Origin of the sequence: Streptomyces sp. ATexAB-D23 (genome assembly GCF_000373645.1) — a bacterium.
GTDB lineage: Bacteria > Actinomycetota > Actinomycetes > Streptomycetales > Streptomycetaceae > Streptomyces > Streptomyces castrisilvae.
The window spans coordinates 97,281-113,079 of sequence record NZ_KB892015.1 but is presented as its reverse complement, the minus strand read 5'-3'; the positions used below and the strand labels follow the sequence as shown (position 1 = coordinate 113,079).

Sequence of the window (15,799 nt, the reverse complement as noted above, 5' to 3'; positions counted from 1 at the left end):
AGTGGTTCACCGGCCGTCGCCGAAGAGGCGGCGGCCCCGCCCTTACTCTTCACGATTCGAGAGGATTTGCCCAGGGCGTGGGCGAGGTCCGGCCCGCTTCCTGGAAGGGCCCGGTGAACGGAAGCGCTCTTCCCGCGCTCTCTCCTGGTGTCTTCCGGTCAATGTTTCCGGTGTCCGTGTGGGGAGAGGGGATCGGATTGACGATGGAGACGCCTCACGGCGCCGCACGACAAGCACGTTACGACAGAGCCCTACGCCAGAACCTTGCGACAGAGTTGCACGACCTTGACAACGCACGACAGCACGACCGTGCCGGTGCCGCCGACAGGCCGCCCCGCACGTCAGCCGGATGAACGGGGTGGCCCATGACAAGCAGGAACAAGGGAACGGGAGCGGGGGACAGGGGGAGCCGCCTGCGGCGGACTGCGGTGTCCGCCCTGTCCTTCCTCGTCCTGCTGGTCGCCGGGGTCGGCTGGGGATATCTGAAACTGACCGGCGACATCGATACGTTCAGCGCCGACGGCATCTCGGGCGACCGGCCACCGGGCACGGCCGGAGGGCAGAACGTCCTCGTCATCGGTTCGGACACGCGCTCCGGGGACAACAGCGGACTCGGCGGCAGTACGGGCGCGGTCGGCCGCTCCGACACGGTGTTCCTCCTTCACGTCTACGCCGACCGCAAACACGCCGTGGCCGTATCCGTCCCGCGGGATGCCATGGTCGACATCCCGGCCTGCCGGAAGCCCGACGGCACCTGGACGGACCCGCAGCAGCACAGTCAGTTCAACGGGGCGTTCTCGGTGGGGGAGACCGCCGAGGGCAATCCCGCCTGCACCCAGAACACCGTCGAACACCTCACGGGACTGCGTGTCGACCACACGGTCGTGATCGACTTCGCCGGATTCTCCGCACTCACCTCGGCCGTCGGCGGGGTGCGGGTCTGTCTGCCGCAGGATGTGTACCAGCGCGATCTGAACCCCAAGCTGGCGACCCAGGGCTCACGGGTCTTCGCCAAGGGCGAGCAGACGGTGTCCGGGCAGCGGGCCCTCGACTACGTCCGGCTGCGGCACGGCATCGGCGACGGCTCGGACATAGGCCGGATCAAGCGGCAGCAGGCCTTCGTGGGCTCCCTGGTGAAGAAGATCAAGTCCCGTGGTATGAACCCCACCACCCTGCTGCCACTGGCCGATGCGGCGACCGACGCGATGACCGTCGACCCGGGGCTCGGATCTGCCGACAAACTGCTCTCCTTCGCCCTGTCGATGAAGAACGTCGACCTGCACAACACCAAGTTCGTCACCGTGCCCTGGCGTTACGAGGGCGCCCGCGTCGCCGTCGTGGAACCGGACGCGGACGAGCTGTGGGCCGCGCTGAAGGCCGACCGCACGCTCGACGGCAAGGAAACCAAGGGCGGCAGGGCGGGATCCGGCGCCTCACCCGAGGCATCGCAGCCGCCGGTCTCCGGTACGGGCATCGACGTCGCCGTCTACAACGGCACCACGGTGACCGGGCTCGCGGCTCGGGCGGCCGGCCTCCTGAGCACACACGACTTCGGTGTCACCGGCACGGCCACCGCGCAGGACCAGAACCGCTCCCGCACCGTCGTCGCCTACGGCCCCGGCCTGCGGGACCAGGCCCGTACGACGGCCAGGCTCTTCCCCGGGGCGCGGATCGAGCAGTCCACCGACGCCGGAATCCAGCTGATCGTCGGACAGGACTACGCGGACGACCCGTCGCCCGCGCCGGACGCCTCGTCCCCCTCCGCGGCGTCCGGCGTACCGGCTGACGTCGCCGACGGGGCCCGCTCCGCCGACGACGACCCGTGCGAGGACCTGTCCTACGGGTGAGCTCCGGCGACTGCTTCCGGACCGGTGGGCCGAGGGGGGTGCTTGCCCGTACGTGACCTGTGCGCAAGGCTTGCACACAAGCGAGGCACGGGGAACGCGTGAACGGGGAGGAAACGCAATGGCGCTGGACAAGGAACTCGACTGGATCCTTGACGATCTCACCAAGCGGGTCGAGTACATACGGCACGCCCTGGTGCTGTCGAACGACGGCCTGGTGACCGGCGCGAGCGCCGGACTGGCCCGGGAGGACGCCGAGCACCTGGCGGCCGTCTCGTCCGGGCTGCACAGCCTCGCCCGCGGGTCGGGACGGCACTTCCGCGCCGGAAGGGCCCGGCAGACCATGGTGGAGTTCGACGAGGCACTGCTTTTCGTGACGGCGGCGGGGGACGGCAGCTGCCTGTGCGTACTGAGCGAGGCGGAGGCGGACGTCGGTCAGGTGGCGTACGAGATGACGCTCATGGTCAACCGGGTGGGAGAGCACCTCTCCGTGTCGTCACGACAGGACGGCACCGGGGGAATCAGCAGGATCTGACGACGCGCGACCGGAGACTGCCGCCCGGCCCGTGGAGTTATCCACAGGCCGGGCGGCAGTTGACTCCCCCGGACTACTCTGGTCACAGAGAGTGATTGGTTCGCACGGGGGAGTATCGCCATGTCGGCAACGGAAATGCCCGGAAAAATGCCTGAAAACCGCTCGCTCGCGGTGGAAGCACGGGAAGCGGGGGCGCCGGAAGCGGATATCTCGCGCTACGACCGCGCCCATACGATGGCGGCGGGCCGGGCCGCGACAGAACTCGGGCTCAAGCGGGGCGAGTTCGAGCTGGCCGTGTATCTGGGAGCTGTCAGGGTGACGAGTGGCGTCCCGGACGGTGTGCGGCCCAGGGTCCACCGGGAGGAGATGGAGCGCCTCCGGGCCCAGGACGGTTTCCCCGGCGCGCTGCGCGAGCGGGTGCGTACGGTCGGGACGGCGGAGGGGGCGGGCCTGCTCGGGATCAGCCCGGTCCGCTTCACCCGGCTGGCAAGGGCCGGGTGCGTCACGCCCGTCGCCTTTTACCTCAACCGCTACCGGGCGGTGGTATGGGTCTATCTCGCCCAGGAGGCACGGGCGCTGGCGGCCCGGTCGCCCGAACTCCTGGTGGGCAACAGCCCGCCCTGGTTGCGCGACCGGCTCGATGGCGGGGGCGACTGCCGGCCCCGCAACTGGCGCTCGCGCAGGATCGAACGCCTGCTGGCCCTCACCCGGGACCCCTGGACGCGCGCGGCGATCGTGGCGCGGGGCCTTGACCCGGTCCAGCTGGCCGAGGTGGTCGACGACCCGTACGAGCGGGCCTACTTCGGCAGGGTCGGTCCGGGCACCGTATTCGGCCGGAGAGGGACGGCCGCCGGGCGGGAAGCGATGGCGCGGCTGATGCCGGCGGACGAACCGGACGAGATCCTCTGGCGCCGGATCAGCCTGATCACGGAACTGGACGCCGCCCGCGAACACCGCCCGGCCCCGCGACCGGGCGACCGGCCGTGGACGGGCCCCGGGCAGGAGGGTGCACCGGTTGCGGCTGTTGAGCCGGTGCCGGCCGCCGAGGTGGCCGGGCCTGTCGAGTCGGTGCCGCTTGCCGGGTCGGGCGGACCCGGGGCGGCGGCTGCCCCGGGCGCACCGGTCACGTCCTGCCGGGCCGCCGGGTCCGAAGGGCCGGGAGGGCTGCTGGCGCGGCTCCGGCTGCGCGGGGCCCGGGGATGGGGGCGGCGCGGCCTGAGGCGAGGGGCGGCAGCCGGGTCGCGGCGGCCCGCCCGCCGCCGTCACCGTGCGACGGACAGGGGCCGCGCGTTCGCCGGGCGGGAAGGCGGGCCGGCGGCCGGAGACGTGGGGAACCCCGGATAAGCGCTGGCCGACGCGGCGTCGGCAAGGCATTGTTCTCGCCATGTTGATCAGGGAAGCCACCACCGAGGACTGGCCTGCGATCTGGTCCTTCTTCCACGGCATCGTCTCCGCGGGCGAGACCTTCACCTACCCGCTGGACCTCAAGGAGGCCGACGCCGTCGACTGGTGGCTCATGAAGCCACCGCACCGGACCGTAGTGGCGGTCGCCGAAGACGGGACCGTCCTCGGCACGGCGAAAATGAACAAGAACCACATGGGCAACGGGTCGCACATCTCCAGTGCCAGCTACATGGTCGACCCCCGGTACTCCGGGCAGGGCGTGGGGCGGGCCCTGTGCGAGTACACGCTCGACTGGGCCCGTGCGGCCGGGTACCGCGCCATGCAGTTCAACGCGGTGGTGGAGACCAACGCCGCCGCGGTGGGGCTCTACCGTTCGCTCGGCTTCGAGATCCTGGGCACCCTGCCGGAGGGTTTCAACCACCCGGCCAAGGGCTTCGTGGGACTGCACATCATGTACCGCCGGCTCTGACCGCGCGGGGCCCGACGGTGCCGGACGGGCGTCCGAGGCGCGCGCGGGCGGCACGGACCGGCGCCGGGCGCTCACTTCACGCCACCACATGGCGGGCGCCCCGGCCGACCCGGTGTCCGGCATGTCCCAACCGGCGACGGTGTGGGGGCCGTTGTGACACAGAATCGGTTGTGGGGCGGGTGCACACATCGGGGACGAGGGCAGTACTGTGCGCTCCACCGCCATTCGGGCGATGAAACATCTGCGGAGGAAAAATCCATGACCATACCCAGGAGATCGTGGCGCGCTGCGGGAACGCTCGCCGCCGCCGCGGTTGTCGGTCTGTCCGGCGCGGTCCTCACCGCCGGTCCGGCCGCAGCTCACACCCCCACCTGGGCCGTGACCTGTGACGAAGTCAGCCTGCACCTGACCCAGTACAACGACCGTGTCACCAACGAGGTGACCGTCACCGTGGACGGCAAGGACCTGCTGCCGACGGAGAAGTTCGGCAAGGGGTTCGACAAGAAGATCGCGCTCCCGGAGCACGACCAGCCCCTGACGGTGCACCTGGTCGTCAAGGCCGGTGACGGCGACCAGTACTCGAAGGAAGACACCAAGCAGGCGCCGGTGTGCGAGGACAGCACCCCGACCCCGCCGTCGACGCCCACGCCGACTCCGACCGAGACGAAGCCGTCCGAGACGCCGACCACGTCGTCTCCCACCCCGACCGACACGCCGAGCGACTCCGCTTCGCCGTCTGCGCCCGCCGCAGCCACGCCGAGCCCGAGCAGCCCGGATCTGGCCGAGACCGGTTCCTCGTCCGCCACGCCGATCATCGGTGGCGCGGCCGTTGCCGTGCTGCTGGCCGGCGGCGGCATCATGTGGTCCGTGCGCAAGCGGCGTACCGCGCAGCACTGACGCGGTCCGGCGGCCCTGACGCGACAGCGCCCGGGTAGCCGGCTGAGGGGCGTACCGCACACGCAGGGCGTGGGCGGTGCGCCCCTCATGCTGTCCGCCTCCCGCGGCTGCCTGTGCCGGCCGCTGTCCGCCACACACACGCACACATACGGCCGCCCGGTCTCACCGCGGTCCGTCCCCGGCCGCCGGTCGGTTGCCGCCGTTGTCCGTCAACGGCTCGGCGACGCTCCGGTGCACGGGGGTTGAGGTGGGCGGCGCCGCCGGTCCGATCTCGCACCAGACCGCCTTGCCCTCGCCCCGGGGTTCGATGCCCCATCGCGTGGCGACGGCGTCCAGCAGCAGCAGACCGCGGCCCGAGGTCGCGGTCTCGCCCGGCGAGCGCCGCCTCGGCCAGGTGCTGGAGCGGTCCTGCACCGAAAGCCGCACCCGGCGTACCGGCTCGGGCAGCACCTCCAGGGTGAGGACGGCGCCGCCCTCCGTGTGCAGCAGCACGTTCACCAGCAGTTCGCCGGTCACCAGCTCGGCGTCGTCGGCGAGTTCGGCCATCTCCCAGTCGGTCAGGGCCTGGCGCACGATCGTTCGCGCCTCGGAGAGCCCCTCCGGATCGGCCTGGTGGATGTACTGGTGCACACGCGGCGCCCGGGGCGAGCCCGGGTCGGGACTGCGCCGCAGCACCAGCAGCGCGACGTCGTCACCGGAGCCCCAGCGTTCCCACAGCCGGTCCGAGAGATGGTCGGCCAGCGCCTCCGCACCCGCCGGTCCCGCACTGACCTCGGTGATCAGGGTGCGCACCCCGGCGTCGATGTCGGCGCCCGGCTCCTCCACCAGCCCGTCGGTGTACAGGACCAGGGTCTCGCCCGGCACCAGATCGAGCCGGGTCTCCGGGTACTCCTCGTCACCGAAGTCCGTCGAGATGCCCAGCGGCATGCCTCCACGCACCTGGGGGCTGCCGACCCGGCCGTCCATGTGCCGGATCAGGGGCCCGAAGTGACCGGCCCGCACCACCCGTACGGTTCCGGTCTCCAGATCGACCTGGGCGTAGGTGCACGTGGCGAACCGCTCCGTGTCCAGCTCGGCGAGGAAGCGGGAGGCCCTGGCCAGCACCGTCGACGGCGGATGCCCCTCGGCGGCGTACGCGCGCAGCGCGATCCGGAGCTGGCCCATGATCGCGGCCGCGTGCGTGTCATGGCCCTGGACGTCACCCACCACGATCCCGAAGCGGTTCTTCGGCAGCGCGATCACGTCGTACCAGTCGCCGCCGACCTGGCGGCCGCTCCACGCCGCGTGGTAGCGGACGGCGATCTCGCCGCCCTCGATGTCGTGGATGCGCGGCGGCAGCATCGCGGACTGGAGCCCGGTGGCGAACTCGCGCTCCTCGTCGAACAGCTTGGCCCGCTGGAGGGACTGGGCGACGATCGCGGCGAGCCCCAGACAGAGAATGCGTTCGTCGGGCTTGAAGGAGGTGTGCTCACGGTAGAAGAGGGCCAGCCCGCCGAGCGACCGCGCCTGCGCGACCAGCGGAAGGTAGGCCGCAGCCTGGAACTTCAGACGACCCACGTACGGTTCGAGCACCGGGTAGCGCCGCGTCAGTGCCGCCAGGGAACTCACGAATCTCGGCTGTCCGCTCAGCACGGTGTCGGCCAGCGGGAACTTCGGATCGAGGCGGCCCGAACCCAGGTCGCCGATGGACTCCAGGGACTCGCCGCTGACCGCGATGACGTTCAGCACCGCGTTGTCCAGCAGCCCGAGCGCGAGCCCGTCGGCGCCCAGCCGTGCCAGTCCGCCGGGCCCCGTCAGGGCCGCGGTCACGTCGTCCACCGTCACCGCCCGCGACAACGCACTCGTTGTCCGTTCAACGATATCGGTCTGCCGCCGGCGGCGTTTCTCCAGTTCCAGCACGAAGGCCGAATGGGTGACCTCGGCCGTCGCGTCACGCACCAGACCGATCACCCGGCGCGCCTTCCCGTCCTCGCCGCGCAGGATGCGCCCCTGGACATGGGTCCACTGTTCGCGGCCGTCGGCGAGCGGAATCCGGAAGTGGACGCTGTACGAGCTGACGGAACTCTTCAGCGCGTCGTCCGTCTCCATGCCGAGCCTGATGCGCTCCCCGGGCTCCAGACGCTCCGCCAGGGTCTCCGGCCGCGCGTCGTACGAGGCCGGGTCCAGACCGAAGACCAGCAGGCCGGCCTCGTCGATGTCGAGCGTCCCGGCACCGAGATCCCACTCGAAGCTGCCGGTCCGGTTCATGGCAAGCCGCTCCGCCGTACCGGTCTCGCCGGCCGGCGCCTTGCCGGTGGCCCGGCCCGGCGGGCCGGGAATGACCGGCGGCCCGTTCTGATCGGTCATTCCAGCTCCGAGGATCGTCCGGCGGGTCTGCCGTACGGCGTGCCCCAATTGTCGGGCCGGTGCGGCACGTCTGCCACAGCGGAACCGCCCCGCGCCCCCTCCCGGTGCCCCGGGCCACCCCCCGTATCCCCTGCCGAGGGGCGCCGCGCACAATGGCAGCGGAAGATCGTCCGTGCCCCGCGGACGGTACGGCACCAGGGCTGACCGGAGCGCGCGCATGAACCACGAGGATCCCGTCCTGCTGCACACCGAGGGACGCGTCCGCCACCTCACGCTCAACCGCCCCCGCGCCCTGAACGCGCTGAACCACGCCATGGTGCTGCGCATGGCCGAAGCGCTCGACGCGGCGGAGCACGACCCCGACGTCACCGCGGTGCTGCTCACCGGCGCGGGGGAGCGGGGCCTGTGCGCGGGCGGCGACATCCGCGCCGTCCGCGACGACGCCGTGGCCGGCGGCCGCGCCTCACTGGACTTCTGGCGTGACGAATACCGGCTCAACGCACGGATCGCCCGCTTCCCCAAGCCGTACATCGCGCTCATGGACGGCATCGTGATGGGCGGCGGCGTCGGAGTCTCCGCCCACGGCTCTGTCCGGATCGTCACCGAGCGTTCCCGCATCGCCATGCCGGAGACGGGAATCGGATTCGTCCCGGACGTCGGCGGAACGTACCTCCTGGGGACCGCGCCCGGCGAACTCGGCACGCACCTGGCCCTCACCGGCGAGGCGATCGGCGCCGCCGACGCGCTGCTCTGCGGCCTCGCCGACCACTTCGTGCCCGCCCAGGGGCTTGCCGCCCTCGTCGCCGACCTCGGCGCCTGCACCACGCCCGAGGACGTCACCGCGACCGCCGGGCGGCACGCCCGCCCCGCACCCGGCGGCGTGCTGGCCGCCCACCGGGCCTGGATCGACTCCTGCTACGCCGCGGACACCGTGGAGGAGATCGTCGACCGCCTCACCGGCCACGAGGCCCCCGCGGCCAGGGAGACAGCGGCCATCATCCTGGCCAAGGCACCCACCTCACTGAAGGTGACCCTCGAATCCGTGCGCCGGGCGCGCCGGCTCGGCGGCCTCGAAGCGGTGCTCGACCAGGAATACCGCGTCTCGACCGCCGCCTTCGCGGGGCCCGACCTGGTGGAGGGCGTCCGGGCACAGATCGTGGACAAGGACCGCGACCCCCGCTGGGACCCGGCCGAGCTCTCCCGCGTCACCCACGCGGACGTCGCCCGCCACTTCGCGCCCCTCGGCGACCGCGAACTCGGCCTCGGTCCGGCACCGGAAGCCGGCTGAACCCGAAGCCGGCCGTCCGGGGCCGAGACCTCGCAGGGCCCGTCGGGGCGAACGGCTCAGTGACCGCCGCTGCCCGACAGGCTCGGCCGGATCGACCGGACGAGGTCGAAGAACCGGGTCTCGTTGCCCGAGAGCCCCGCGCGCCGCAGCGCCCCGTCGGCCTCCTCGATCGGCGAGGCGAGCAACGGCAGGTACAGCGGGGCGTCCTGCGGATCGGAGAGGGCCGCCCGGGTCGCCTCCAGTAAACGGACATAGGCCTGCGCCGCGGCGAGTTCGTCCTTGCGCATCTCAGCATCTCCCGGTCAGAGGTGTCGGACCCACAAGCATCCCCCATGGGTCTGACAGTGACCCCCTGTCAGGGGCGCGGCACGGGGGTCTGTCGGCCGTCCGGCCGACGCCCGCCCACCGGTGGCTCGACCTCCAGGAACCGGCGGCCGCGCGGTCCCCGGTACAACAGCGCCGTCCACCCCAACTCCCGCAGCGCCGCCGCGCACCGGGTCAGCCCGCCCTCCTCCTCGTAGGCGGCCCCACTGCCGGGCGGCCCCGGCCACTCCACCCGCACCGTGCCCGGCGAGGACCCGGCGGCCACCCGGTACCCCTTCGCCGTGCGCCGCCCCGACGGGCCGACGGCCGAGGCGGGCAGCCCCGCCGCCTCCAGCGCCAGGGCGACGGCCCGCACCGGCCGGTGCAGTTCCCACGGCGCCGGGACCGACTCCGGCGCGGCGTGGCCGGCATTGGCCAGGCGCCTGATCTGGAGCAGCCCGTCGAAGGCGGTCCGCACCGAAGCGGCCCGCGCCGGTCCCGGATCCGACGGGCCGTCCCCCGTGGCCGGTTCGAAGCCGCCGTCCGCCTCGGCGCCCATCCGCATCCCCTCCGCCGTACCGTCCTGGTGCCAGTGTGCGCCGCCCCACCGACAACCGGCGGTCAGGGCCGGGCGGCTCCGAGCACCTTGCCCGGGTTGAGGATGCCGTGCGGGTCGAGCGCCGCCTTCACCGCGTGGTGCATGCCGAGCACCGCGGGGCCCAGCTCCTTGTCCATGCCGCGCATCTTCAGCAGCCCCACCCCGTGCTCACCCGTGACCGTGCCGCCGAGCGCGATCGCGTCGTCCAGGATGTCCTCGAAGGCCGACTGGGCGCGGGTCCGGGCCGCTTCGTCGCCCGGAGGCGTGATGATGAGGGGGTGGAGGTTGCCGTCGCCCGCGTGCGCGATGTTGGCCACCAGGATGTCGTGCCGGGCGGCCGTCCGCTCGATCCGGGCCAGCATCTCCGGGACCGCGGTGCGCGGAACACAGACGTCCTCGGTCAGGACCGGACCCAGCCGCTCCAGCGCCGGATACGCCAGGCGCCGCGCCTGGAACAGCGCGTCCGCCTCCTGCTGGTCCGTGGAGACGGCGGCCCAGGTCGCCCCGGCCCGTTCGAAGCAGTCCCGGATCAGCTCGGCCTCGGCGTCGCTCTCGGCGCCCGGTGTGTCGACCCGGCCGAGCAGCACCACGTCGGCGTCGGCGGACAGCCCCATCTTCTTCCAGGCGTCGACCGCGGCGAGACAGTGCCGGTCCACCAGCTCCAGCGCGGACGGGATGACCCCGGAGGCCGTCACGGCGCTCACGGCCTCACCCGCCGCGACCACCGAGGAGAAGTATCCGGCCACCGTCCGCTCCTGGAGCCGCGCCGGACGCAGCCGCACCGTGATCTCCGTGATGACCCCGAGCGTGCCCTCCGACCCCACCATCAGCCCGGCCAGGTCGTATCCCGCCACCCCCTTCGCGGTGCGGCGGCCCAGCGACACGACCTCGCCGAGACCGTTGACGACCTCCAGGCCCAGCACGTAGTCGCGGGTCACGCCGTACTTGACGCAGCACATCCCGCCGGCGTTGGTCGCCACGTTCCCGCCGATGGTCGACCAGGGCGAACTGGCCGGATCCGGCGGGTACCACAGACCGTGCTCCGCGCTCGCCGCCCGCAGGTCGTCATTGACCACACCCGGCTGCACGACCGCCAGCCGCTCCGCGCGGTCGATGGAGACGATCCGGTTCATGTCCTCGAAGGACAGCACGATCGACCCGTCCACGGCGTTGGCACCGCCGGACAGACCCGTGCCCGCGCCGCGCGGCACCAGGGGAATGCCGTGGGCCAGGCAGTGGCGCACCACCTCCCGGACCTCGGCGGTGCTCTGCGGCCGCACCACAGCCAGCGGAGTCCCGTACGGAGCCCACTCGGCCTCGTCGTGCTGGTAACGGCCCAGGCCCGCCGGATCCGTCAGCACCCGCTGGGCCGGAATGCTGTCGACTGGTGCGTTCGCCACGAGAGTGGCCACCTCCCATATTGGATGTACTGCACACCATTATCGCGCGGGGGCCGCCCGTTCCGGGACCAGGGGCCGCACGCGGGGCCGATAGGCTCTGGACCTGTCCGGCGGACCAGGGCCGGACAGGCCCCAGAGCCGCTCACGAAGTCCCCGCCCCGGAGGATCCACGTACCGTGCCCGACCACGACCGCCCGGCCGGAGCCGGCCGCGCCGCCCTGCGCGCCGACTGCGGGAACTGCTTCGCCCTGTGCTGCGTCGCACTGACCCTGACCCGGTCGGCCGACTTCCCCGTCGACAAGGCCGCCGGTACGCCCTGCCGCAACCTCGGGGACGACTTCCGCTGCGGCATCCACACCCGGCTGCGCACCGAGGGCTTTTCCGGCTGCACCGTGTACGACTGCTTCGGGGCCGGCCAGAAGGTGTCGCAGGAGACCTTCGGCGGGCGGGACTGGCGCGGCGCCCCGGAGACCGCGCGGCAGATGTTCGACGTCTTCCCCGTCGTCCGGCAGCTCCACGAACTGCTCTGGTACCTCACCGAGGCGGCCGCCCTGGCGCCGGCGCGCCCCCTGCACGGCGAGATACTGCGCATCCTGGAGGCGACCGAACGCCTCACCCGCCTCGAAGCCGATGCCCTCGCGGACCTCGACGTCGCGGCGCACCGGGGCGAGGTCGCCGCCCTGCTGGCGCGCGGCAGTGAACTCGTACGCGCCACGGCGCCCGGCCGCAAGAAGCGCGACCACCGCGGTGGCGACCTCATCGGCGCCCGGCTCAAGGGCGCCGACTTGCGAGGGGCCGATCTGCGCGGCGCTTACCTCATCGCGGCGGACCTCAGCGGCGCCGACCTCCGCCTGGCCGACCTCATCGGCGCGGACTTCCGGGACGCGGACCTGTCGGGCGCCGACCTGACCGGTGCGCTCTTCCTGACGCAGGCCCAGCTGAACGCCGCCCGGGGGAGCGGCGCCACCCGGCTCCCGCCGTCGCTCGAACGTCCCGCGCACTGGGCGAAGTGACGGGACACCAGCACGTCAGGGCTGCGGCGTCTCCAACGCCGCCTTGAGGCGTTCGAGCGTGGTGCGGATGTTGCGGCGCTGGAACACGGCGAAGGTGTGCCCCCTGGTGGCCAGCCGGTCGAAGGCGTTGGCCACGGCATCGGGCCAGGCCCTGCGGTCGTCGGTCCAGGTCTCCGTGACCCGGGTGCCGCCCTCCACGGCTTCGAAGCGGTACTCCCACGTGGCGATGGGCCCGCGCAGCAACGGCCGCCGGGCACCGATCGCATGGACCCGGAAGGCGAACCTGCGGCCCGGATCGGCCGCCGTCACCGTGCACCGCGTCGTCCAGCTCACCGGGCCGCGCTTGTTGCGGCCGTCGAAGACCATGCCGACGTACGCGTCCCGGCGTTCACCCCGCACCCGCGCTCCCCGGTTCTCCGGGCTCCAGCGGCCCATCGCCGTCGGGTCGCTCAGCCGGGCGTACACGTCGGCGGGATCGGCGAGCACGACGATGCTGTCCGACACGGTCATGGTGCGGGGCATGGAGCACTTCCGTTCCGCGGCCGGCTGCGGTCACCACCGGGCGTCGGGCCGGCCGCACGGCCGACGGGCTCCCGCCCCCACACCTTACTGACCGGTCACATAGGATCCGGCGGCGGGGAGTGACGGATCCGGCAGCCGGAACGAGAACGCCCCGCGGCCGTGGTTCGTTGCACAGAACGTCGCACCCGGAACACCGCCGACGACCGACCGAGGAGCCCGCACATGCCGAGCCGTACCGATCCCAGCCGCACCGAGCCCGGCGGCACCGACACCGGCCGTACCCGCCTGATCGAGCGGCTGATGGAGCAGTTCCCGCACGTGCCGCGGGAAGCCGTCATCAAGGAGGACCTGCTGCGCGGCGGCCTCGCCTTCGACGAATCCGCGCTCAGCGACAACGAGGACGGCGACGTCAAGCCGAAGTCCTACTTCATCTTCTCCTTCGACCACGGCACGCTGCCCGAGCTGGGCGCGGCCGCGCTGCGCCGGCCCCCGGAGGAGATCGTGCTCACCGGAGGCCCGTACGAACTGCGGCGCACCGTAGTCTCGGTGCGGGTCAACCCGGCGTCCCCCTACCGGGTCGCGGCGGACGACGACGGCGTGCTCGGGCTCTACCTCGACGGCAGGCGGATCTCCGACGTGGGCCTGCCGCCCATGCCGGACTACTACCGGCACACCCTCGCCAACGGCAAGTCCGTGATGGAGGTCGCCCCGACCATCCAGTGGGGCTACCTCGTCTACCTCACCGTCTTCCGCGTCTGCCAGTACTTCGGCGCGAAGGAGGAGTGCCAGTACTGCGACATCAACCACAACTGGCGCCAGCACAAGGCGGCCGGCCGGCCGTACACCGGGGTGAAGCCCGTCGAGGAGGTCCTGGAGGCGCTCGCCGTCATCGACCGGTACGACACGGCGAAGACCTCCACCGCGTACACCCTCACCGGCGGCGCCATCACCTCGCACATCGGCGGCCGTGACGAGGCGGACTTCTACGGCCAGTACGCCAAGTCCATCGAGGAGCGTTTCCCGGGCCGCTGGATCGGCAAGGTCGTCGCCCAGGCCCTGCCCAAGGCCGACGTCCAGCGCTTCCACGACTACGGGGTGCAGATCTACCACCCCAACTACGAGGTGTGGGACCGCCGGTTGTTCGAGCTGTACTGCCCCGGCAAGGAGCGCTACGTCGGCCGTGACGAGTGGCACCGCCGCATCCTGGACTCCGCCGACGTCTTCGGCGCCCGCAACGTCATCCCCAACTTCGTCGCGGGAGTGGAGATGGCCGAGCCGTTCGGCTTCACCACGGTGAGGGAGGCCATCGACTCCACCACCGAGGGTCTGCGCTTCTTCATGTCGCACGGCATCACTCCGCGCTTCACCACCTGGTGCCCCGAGCCGACGACGCCGCTCGGCAGGACCAACCCGGACGGTGCGCCGCTGGAGTACCACATCCGGCTCCTGGAGGCCTACCGCGCGACGATGGAGGAGTACGGGCTCAGCTCGCCCCCCGGCTACGGCCCGCCCGGACCGGGGCAGGCCGTGTTCTCCGTCAGCTCCTTCATGGACAGCCTCCCGGCCGCGCCCGAGGCCGGGGACAGCGCCGAGAAGTGAGCGGCCCGCGCATGTGTGCCGGAGCGCGCGCCCCGGCACACATGCGCATTCACGCTTCCGGTGAGGCCATCGCGGGGGTGAGGAGCGGATGCGGGGGGAAGGTAACCGGAACAGTGCTAGTCATTTGTAAAGGCGGTGCCCCATGCTGCACGGTGTCGATGTCAGCGCCCATCAGTCCTCCTTCGACGCGGACGGACTCGACTTCGTCTTCATCAAAGCCACCGAGGGCCGCTCCTACGTCAATCCACGTCTGACCGACCAGACGAAACGGGCCCGCGACGCCGACTGTGTCGTCGGCTTCTACCACTTCCTGTGGCCCGGGAACATCGCGGCCCAGGCCGAGTACTTCGTGAGCAAGGCGCCCGAGAAGGCGGGCGATCTGCTCGCCGTGGACTGGGAGCAGAACGGCGAGGGCACCCACGCGAGCAACGCCGAGAAGGACCGCTTCATCCGCGAGGTCAAACGCCTGCGGCCGCACCACCGCGTCCTGCTCTACTGCAACCGCTACTTCTGGCTGAATCACGACACCACGTCCTACGCGGGCGACGGGCTCTGGATCGCCGACTACGTGACCGCGGGAAAGCCGCGCATCAAGGCGTCCTGGCGCATTCACCAGTACACCGACCACCCGCTCGACAAGGACGTCGCGAACTTCTCCTCGCGCTCCGCCATGCGCACCTGGGCGCGCAACTGACCCGTCCTGAGTAGGTGCACACCCATCATGGGTGCGGCCCTACGATATGTCCGGTGAACGAGACCCCGCCCAGCCTCCTGGGACTCACGACCTACCTCATGACGAAGACGGGCAAGGCAGCGCGCGGCCGGCTCGCCGACCGGCTGGCCGAACGCGGGCTGCGGCTCTGGCACATGGCGGTGCTCGCCGCACTGACGGACTTCGGCCCCCATGTGCAGCGGGAGCTGGCCGCACGGCTCTCGATCGACCGCAGCGACGTCGTGAAGATCGTGGACGGGCTCGGTGCGGCGGGTCTGGTCGAGCGGGCCCGCGACGCCGCCGACCGGCGGCGGGTCACGGTCACCGTCACCCCCGAGGGCCGCGCCCTGCTCGAAAGCCTGAAGGCGGACGCGCTGTCGGTGCAGGAAGAGGTTCTGGCCCCGCTGAACGCCCGTGAACGGGCCCGGCTGACGGCCCTGTTGCGCCGCGTGCACGACGGGGCGCCGGACACCGCGGGGGCGCGGCCAGGTCGCTGACCGATTCGGCGCGCCGCGTGCGGCAGACTTCTGTGGTGACCACACCCGCGGCCCAGCCGCCTCGTGACCGTGCGCTCGGGCGCGGCATCTCCACCCTCATCCCGCAGGCCGCGACCGCCTCGCCGGCCGAACAGGCGGCAGCCGTGCTGACGGCCATGCGCAGCGTTCCGGTGCGCGTCGGGGTGCTCCAGGCGGCGGTGGTGCTGCTGGAGGAACGGGTACGGGCCACCGGCGACGAGGCGGAACGGGCCGCGGCGGCGACCACGGTGGCCATGCTCCGCAGCGCCATCGGCCAGGCGGGCTGACACCGCACCTGTACACCGCCCGCACGCGGCCTCACCCTCATCGCCCCCGCTCAATCGGTTCGCGCCG

16 protein-coding genes are annotated in these 15,799 nt (G+C 72.0%); 11 read left to right on the top strand and 5 right to left on the bottom strand.

Annotation, left to right across the window (positions count from 1 at the left end; all coding sequences use genetic code 11):
* Window positions 1-428 precede the first annotated feature (428 nt).
* The 5 genes from B082_RS0116525 to B082_RS0116505 all read left to right on the top strand — a co-directional run bounded on the left by B082_RS0116525 (window position 429) and on the right by B082_RS0116505 (window position 5,149).
* The gene (locus B082_RS0116525; RefSeq protein ID WP_018552923.1) at window positions 429-1,847 is read left to right on the top strand and encodes an LCP family protein; all 1,419 of its coding nucleotides are present in this window, start codon (window positions 429-431) and stop codon (window positions 1,845-1,847) included.
* Window positions 1,848-1,965: 118 nt separating this feature from the next.
* The gene (locus B082_RS0116520; RefSeq protein WP_018552922.1) at window positions 1,966-2,379 is read left to right on the top strand and encodes a roadblock/LC7 domain-containing protein; all 414 of its coding nucleotides are present in this window, start codon (window positions 1,966-1,968) and stop codon (window positions 2,377-2,379) included.
* A 147-nt stretch (window positions 2,380-2,526) separates the two neighbouring features.
* Window positions 2,527-3,723 carry a DUF6397 family protein gene (locus B082_RS36220; protein WP_420707684.1) on the top strand — a complete coding sequence of 399 codons (1,197 nt, stop codon included), beginning with the start codon at window positions 2,527-2,529 and terminating at the stop codon, window positions 3,721-3,723.
* Window positions 3,724-3,763: 40 nt separating this feature from the next.
* Complete coding sequence (locus B082_RS0116510) at window positions 3,764-4,252, top strand: GNAT family N-acetyltransferase (RefSeq protein ID WP_018552921.1); 489 nt, start codon at window positions 3,764-3,766, stop codon at window positions 4,250-4,252.
* 258 nt (window positions 4,253-4,510) lie between these two features.
* Window positions 4,511-5,149 (top strand): LAETG motif-containing sortase-dependent surface protein, encoded by a 639-nt coding sequence (locus tag B082_RS0116505; RefSeq protein ID WP_018552920.1) that lies wholly within the window; start codon window positions 4,511-4,513, stop codon window positions 5,147-5,149.
* A 162-nt stretch (window positions 5,150-5,311) separates the two neighbouring features.
* On the opposite strand, the gene B082_RS0116500 is transcribed toward B082_RS0116505, so the two are convergent.
* The gene (locus tag B082_RS0116500) at window positions 5,312-7,495 is read right to left on the bottom strand and encodes a SpoIIE family protein phosphatase (RefSeq protein WP_018552919.1); all 2,184 of its coding nucleotides are present in this window, start codon (window positions 7,493-7,495) and stop codon (window positions 5,312-5,314) included.
* 217 nt (window positions 7,496-7,712) lie between these two features.
* Between B082_RS0116500 and B082_RS0116495 the strand changes: the two genes are divergently transcribed.
* A complete protein-coding gene (locus B082_RS0116495) occupies window positions 7,713-8,783 on the top strand; it encodes an enoyl-CoA hydratase/isomerase family protein (RefSeq protein WP_018552918.1) in 1,071 nt (356 codons plus the stop codon).
* Window positions 8,784-8,839: 56 nt separating this feature from the next.
* Here the strand turns inward: B082_RS0116495 and B082_RS0116490 are convergent, their stop codons facing one another.
* From B082_RS0116490 to B082_RS0116480, 3 genes are all read right to left on the bottom strand, one after another.
* Window positions 8,840-9,070 (bottom strand): hypothetical protein, encoded by a 231-nt coding sequence (locus B082_RS0116490; protein ID WP_018552917.1) that lies wholly within the window; start codon window positions 9,068-9,070, stop codon window positions 8,840-8,842.
* Between the two features lie 68 nt (window positions 9,071-9,138).
* Window positions 9,139-9,645, bottom strand: coding sequence for a hypothetical protein (locus tag B082_RS0116485; RefSeq protein ID WP_018552916.1), 507 nt, complete (start codon window positions 9,643-9,645; stop codon window positions 9,139-9,141).
* A 62-nt stretch (window positions 9,646-9,707) separates the two neighbouring features.
* Window positions 9,708-11,084: an FAD-binding oxidoreductase gene (locus B082_RS0116480; RefSeq protein WP_018552915.1), complete on the bottom strand. Its 1,377-nt coding sequence runs from the start codon at window positions 11,082-11,084 to the stop codon at window positions 9,708-9,710.
* Between the two features lie 176 nt (window positions 11,085-11,260).
* Between B082_RS0116480 and B082_RS0116475 the strand changes: the two genes are divergently transcribed.
* On the top strand, window positions 11,261-12,097 hold the full coding sequence (locus B082_RS0116475; protein ID WP_018552914.1) for a pentapeptide repeat-containing protein: 837 nt from the start codon (window positions 11,261-11,263) through the stop codon (window positions 12,095-12,097).
* Between the two features lie 15 nt (window positions 12,098-12,112).
* Here B082_RS0116475 and B082_RS0116470 read toward each other — a convergent pair whose 3' ends face one another.
* Window positions 12,113-12,619: an SRPBCC family protein gene (locus B082_RS0116470; protein ID WP_018552913.1), complete on the bottom strand. Its 507-nt coding sequence runs from the start codon at window positions 12,617-12,619 to the stop codon at window positions 12,113-12,115.
* A gap of 222 nt (window positions 12,620-12,841) precedes the next feature.
* Between B082_RS0116470 and B082_RS0116465 the strand changes: the two genes are divergently transcribed.
* The 4 genes from B082_RS0116465 to B082_RS0116450 all read left to right on the top strand — a co-directional run bounded on the left by B082_RS0116465 (window position 12,842) and on the right by B082_RS0116450 (window position 15,732).
* On the top strand, window positions 12,842-14,218 hold the full coding sequence (locus tag B082_RS0116465) for a radical SAM protein (protein ID WP_018552912.1): 1,377 nt from the start codon (window positions 12,842-12,844) through the stop codon (window positions 14,216-14,218).
* Window positions 14,219-14,360: 142 nt separating this feature from the next.
* Window positions 14,361-14,912 (top strand): glycoside hydrolase family 25 protein, encoded by a 552-nt coding sequence (locus tag B082_RS0116460; RefSeq protein WP_018552911.1) that lies wholly within the window; start codon window positions 14,361-14,363, stop codon window positions 14,910-14,912.
* Window positions 14,913-14,965: 53 nt separating this feature from the next.
* Complete coding sequence (locus B082_RS0116455) at window positions 14,966-15,427, top strand: MarR family winged helix-turn-helix transcriptional regulator (protein WP_018552910.1); 462 nt, start codon at window positions 14,966-14,968, stop codon at window positions 15,425-15,427.
* A gap of 35 nt (window positions 15,428-15,462) precedes the next feature.
* Window positions 15,463-15,732, top strand: coding sequence for a hypothetical protein (locus tag B082_RS0116450; protein ID WP_026249866.1), 270 nt, complete (start codon window positions 15,463-15,465; stop codon window positions 15,730-15,732).
* Window positions 15,733-15,799 lie beyond the last annotated feature (67 nt).

What these genes read in the sequence shown, in the direction of transcription:
- B082_RS0116520 (WP_018552922.1), top strand. Translation starts at nt 1,966, where the DNA reads ATGGCGCTGGACAAGGAACTCGACTGGATCCTTGACGATCTCACCAAG.
- B082_RS36220 (WP_420707684.1), top strand. Translation starts at nt 2,527, where the DNA reads ATGCCTGAAAACCGCTCGCTCGCGGTGGAAGCACGGGAAGCGGGGGCG.
- B082_RS0116510 (WP_018552921.1), top strand. Translation starts at nt 3,764, where the DNA reads ATGTTGATCAGGGAAGCCACCACCGAGGACTGGCCTGCGATCTGGTCC.
- B082_RS0116505 (WP_018552920.1), top strand. Translation starts at nt 4,511, where the DNA reads ATGACCATACCCAGGAGATCGTGGCGCGCTGCGGGAACGCTCGCCGCC.
- B082_RS0116500 (WP_018552919.1), bottom strand. Translation starts at nt 7,495, where the DNA reads ATGACCGATCAGAACGGGCCGCCGGTCATTCCCGGCCCGCCGGGCCGG.
- B082_RS0116495 (WP_018552918.1), top strand. Translation starts at nt 7,713, where the DNA reads ATGAACCACGAGGATCCCGTCCTGCTGCACACCGAGGGACGCGTCCGC.
- B082_RS0116490 (WP_018552917.1), bottom strand. Translation starts at nt 9,070, where the DNA reads ATGCGCAAGGACGAACTCGCCGCGGCGCAGGCCTATGTCCGTTTACTG.
- B082_RS0116485 (WP_018552916.1), bottom strand. Translation starts at nt 9,645, where the DNA reads ATGGGCGCCGAGGCGGACGGCGGCTTCGAACCGGCCACGGGGGACGGC.
- B082_RS0116470 (WP_018552913.1), bottom strand. Translation starts at nt 12,619, where the DNA reads ATGCCCCGCACCATGACCGTGTCGGACAGCATCGTCGTGCTCGCCGAT.
- B082_RS0116465 (WP_018552912.1), top strand. Translation starts at nt 12,842, where the DNA reads ATGCCGAGCCGTACCGATCCCAGCCGCACCGAGCCCGGCGGCACCGAC.
- B082_RS0116460 (WP_018552911.1), top strand. Translation starts at nt 14,361, where the DNA reads ATGCTGCACGGTGTCGATGTCAGCGCCCATCAGTCCTCCTTCGACGCG.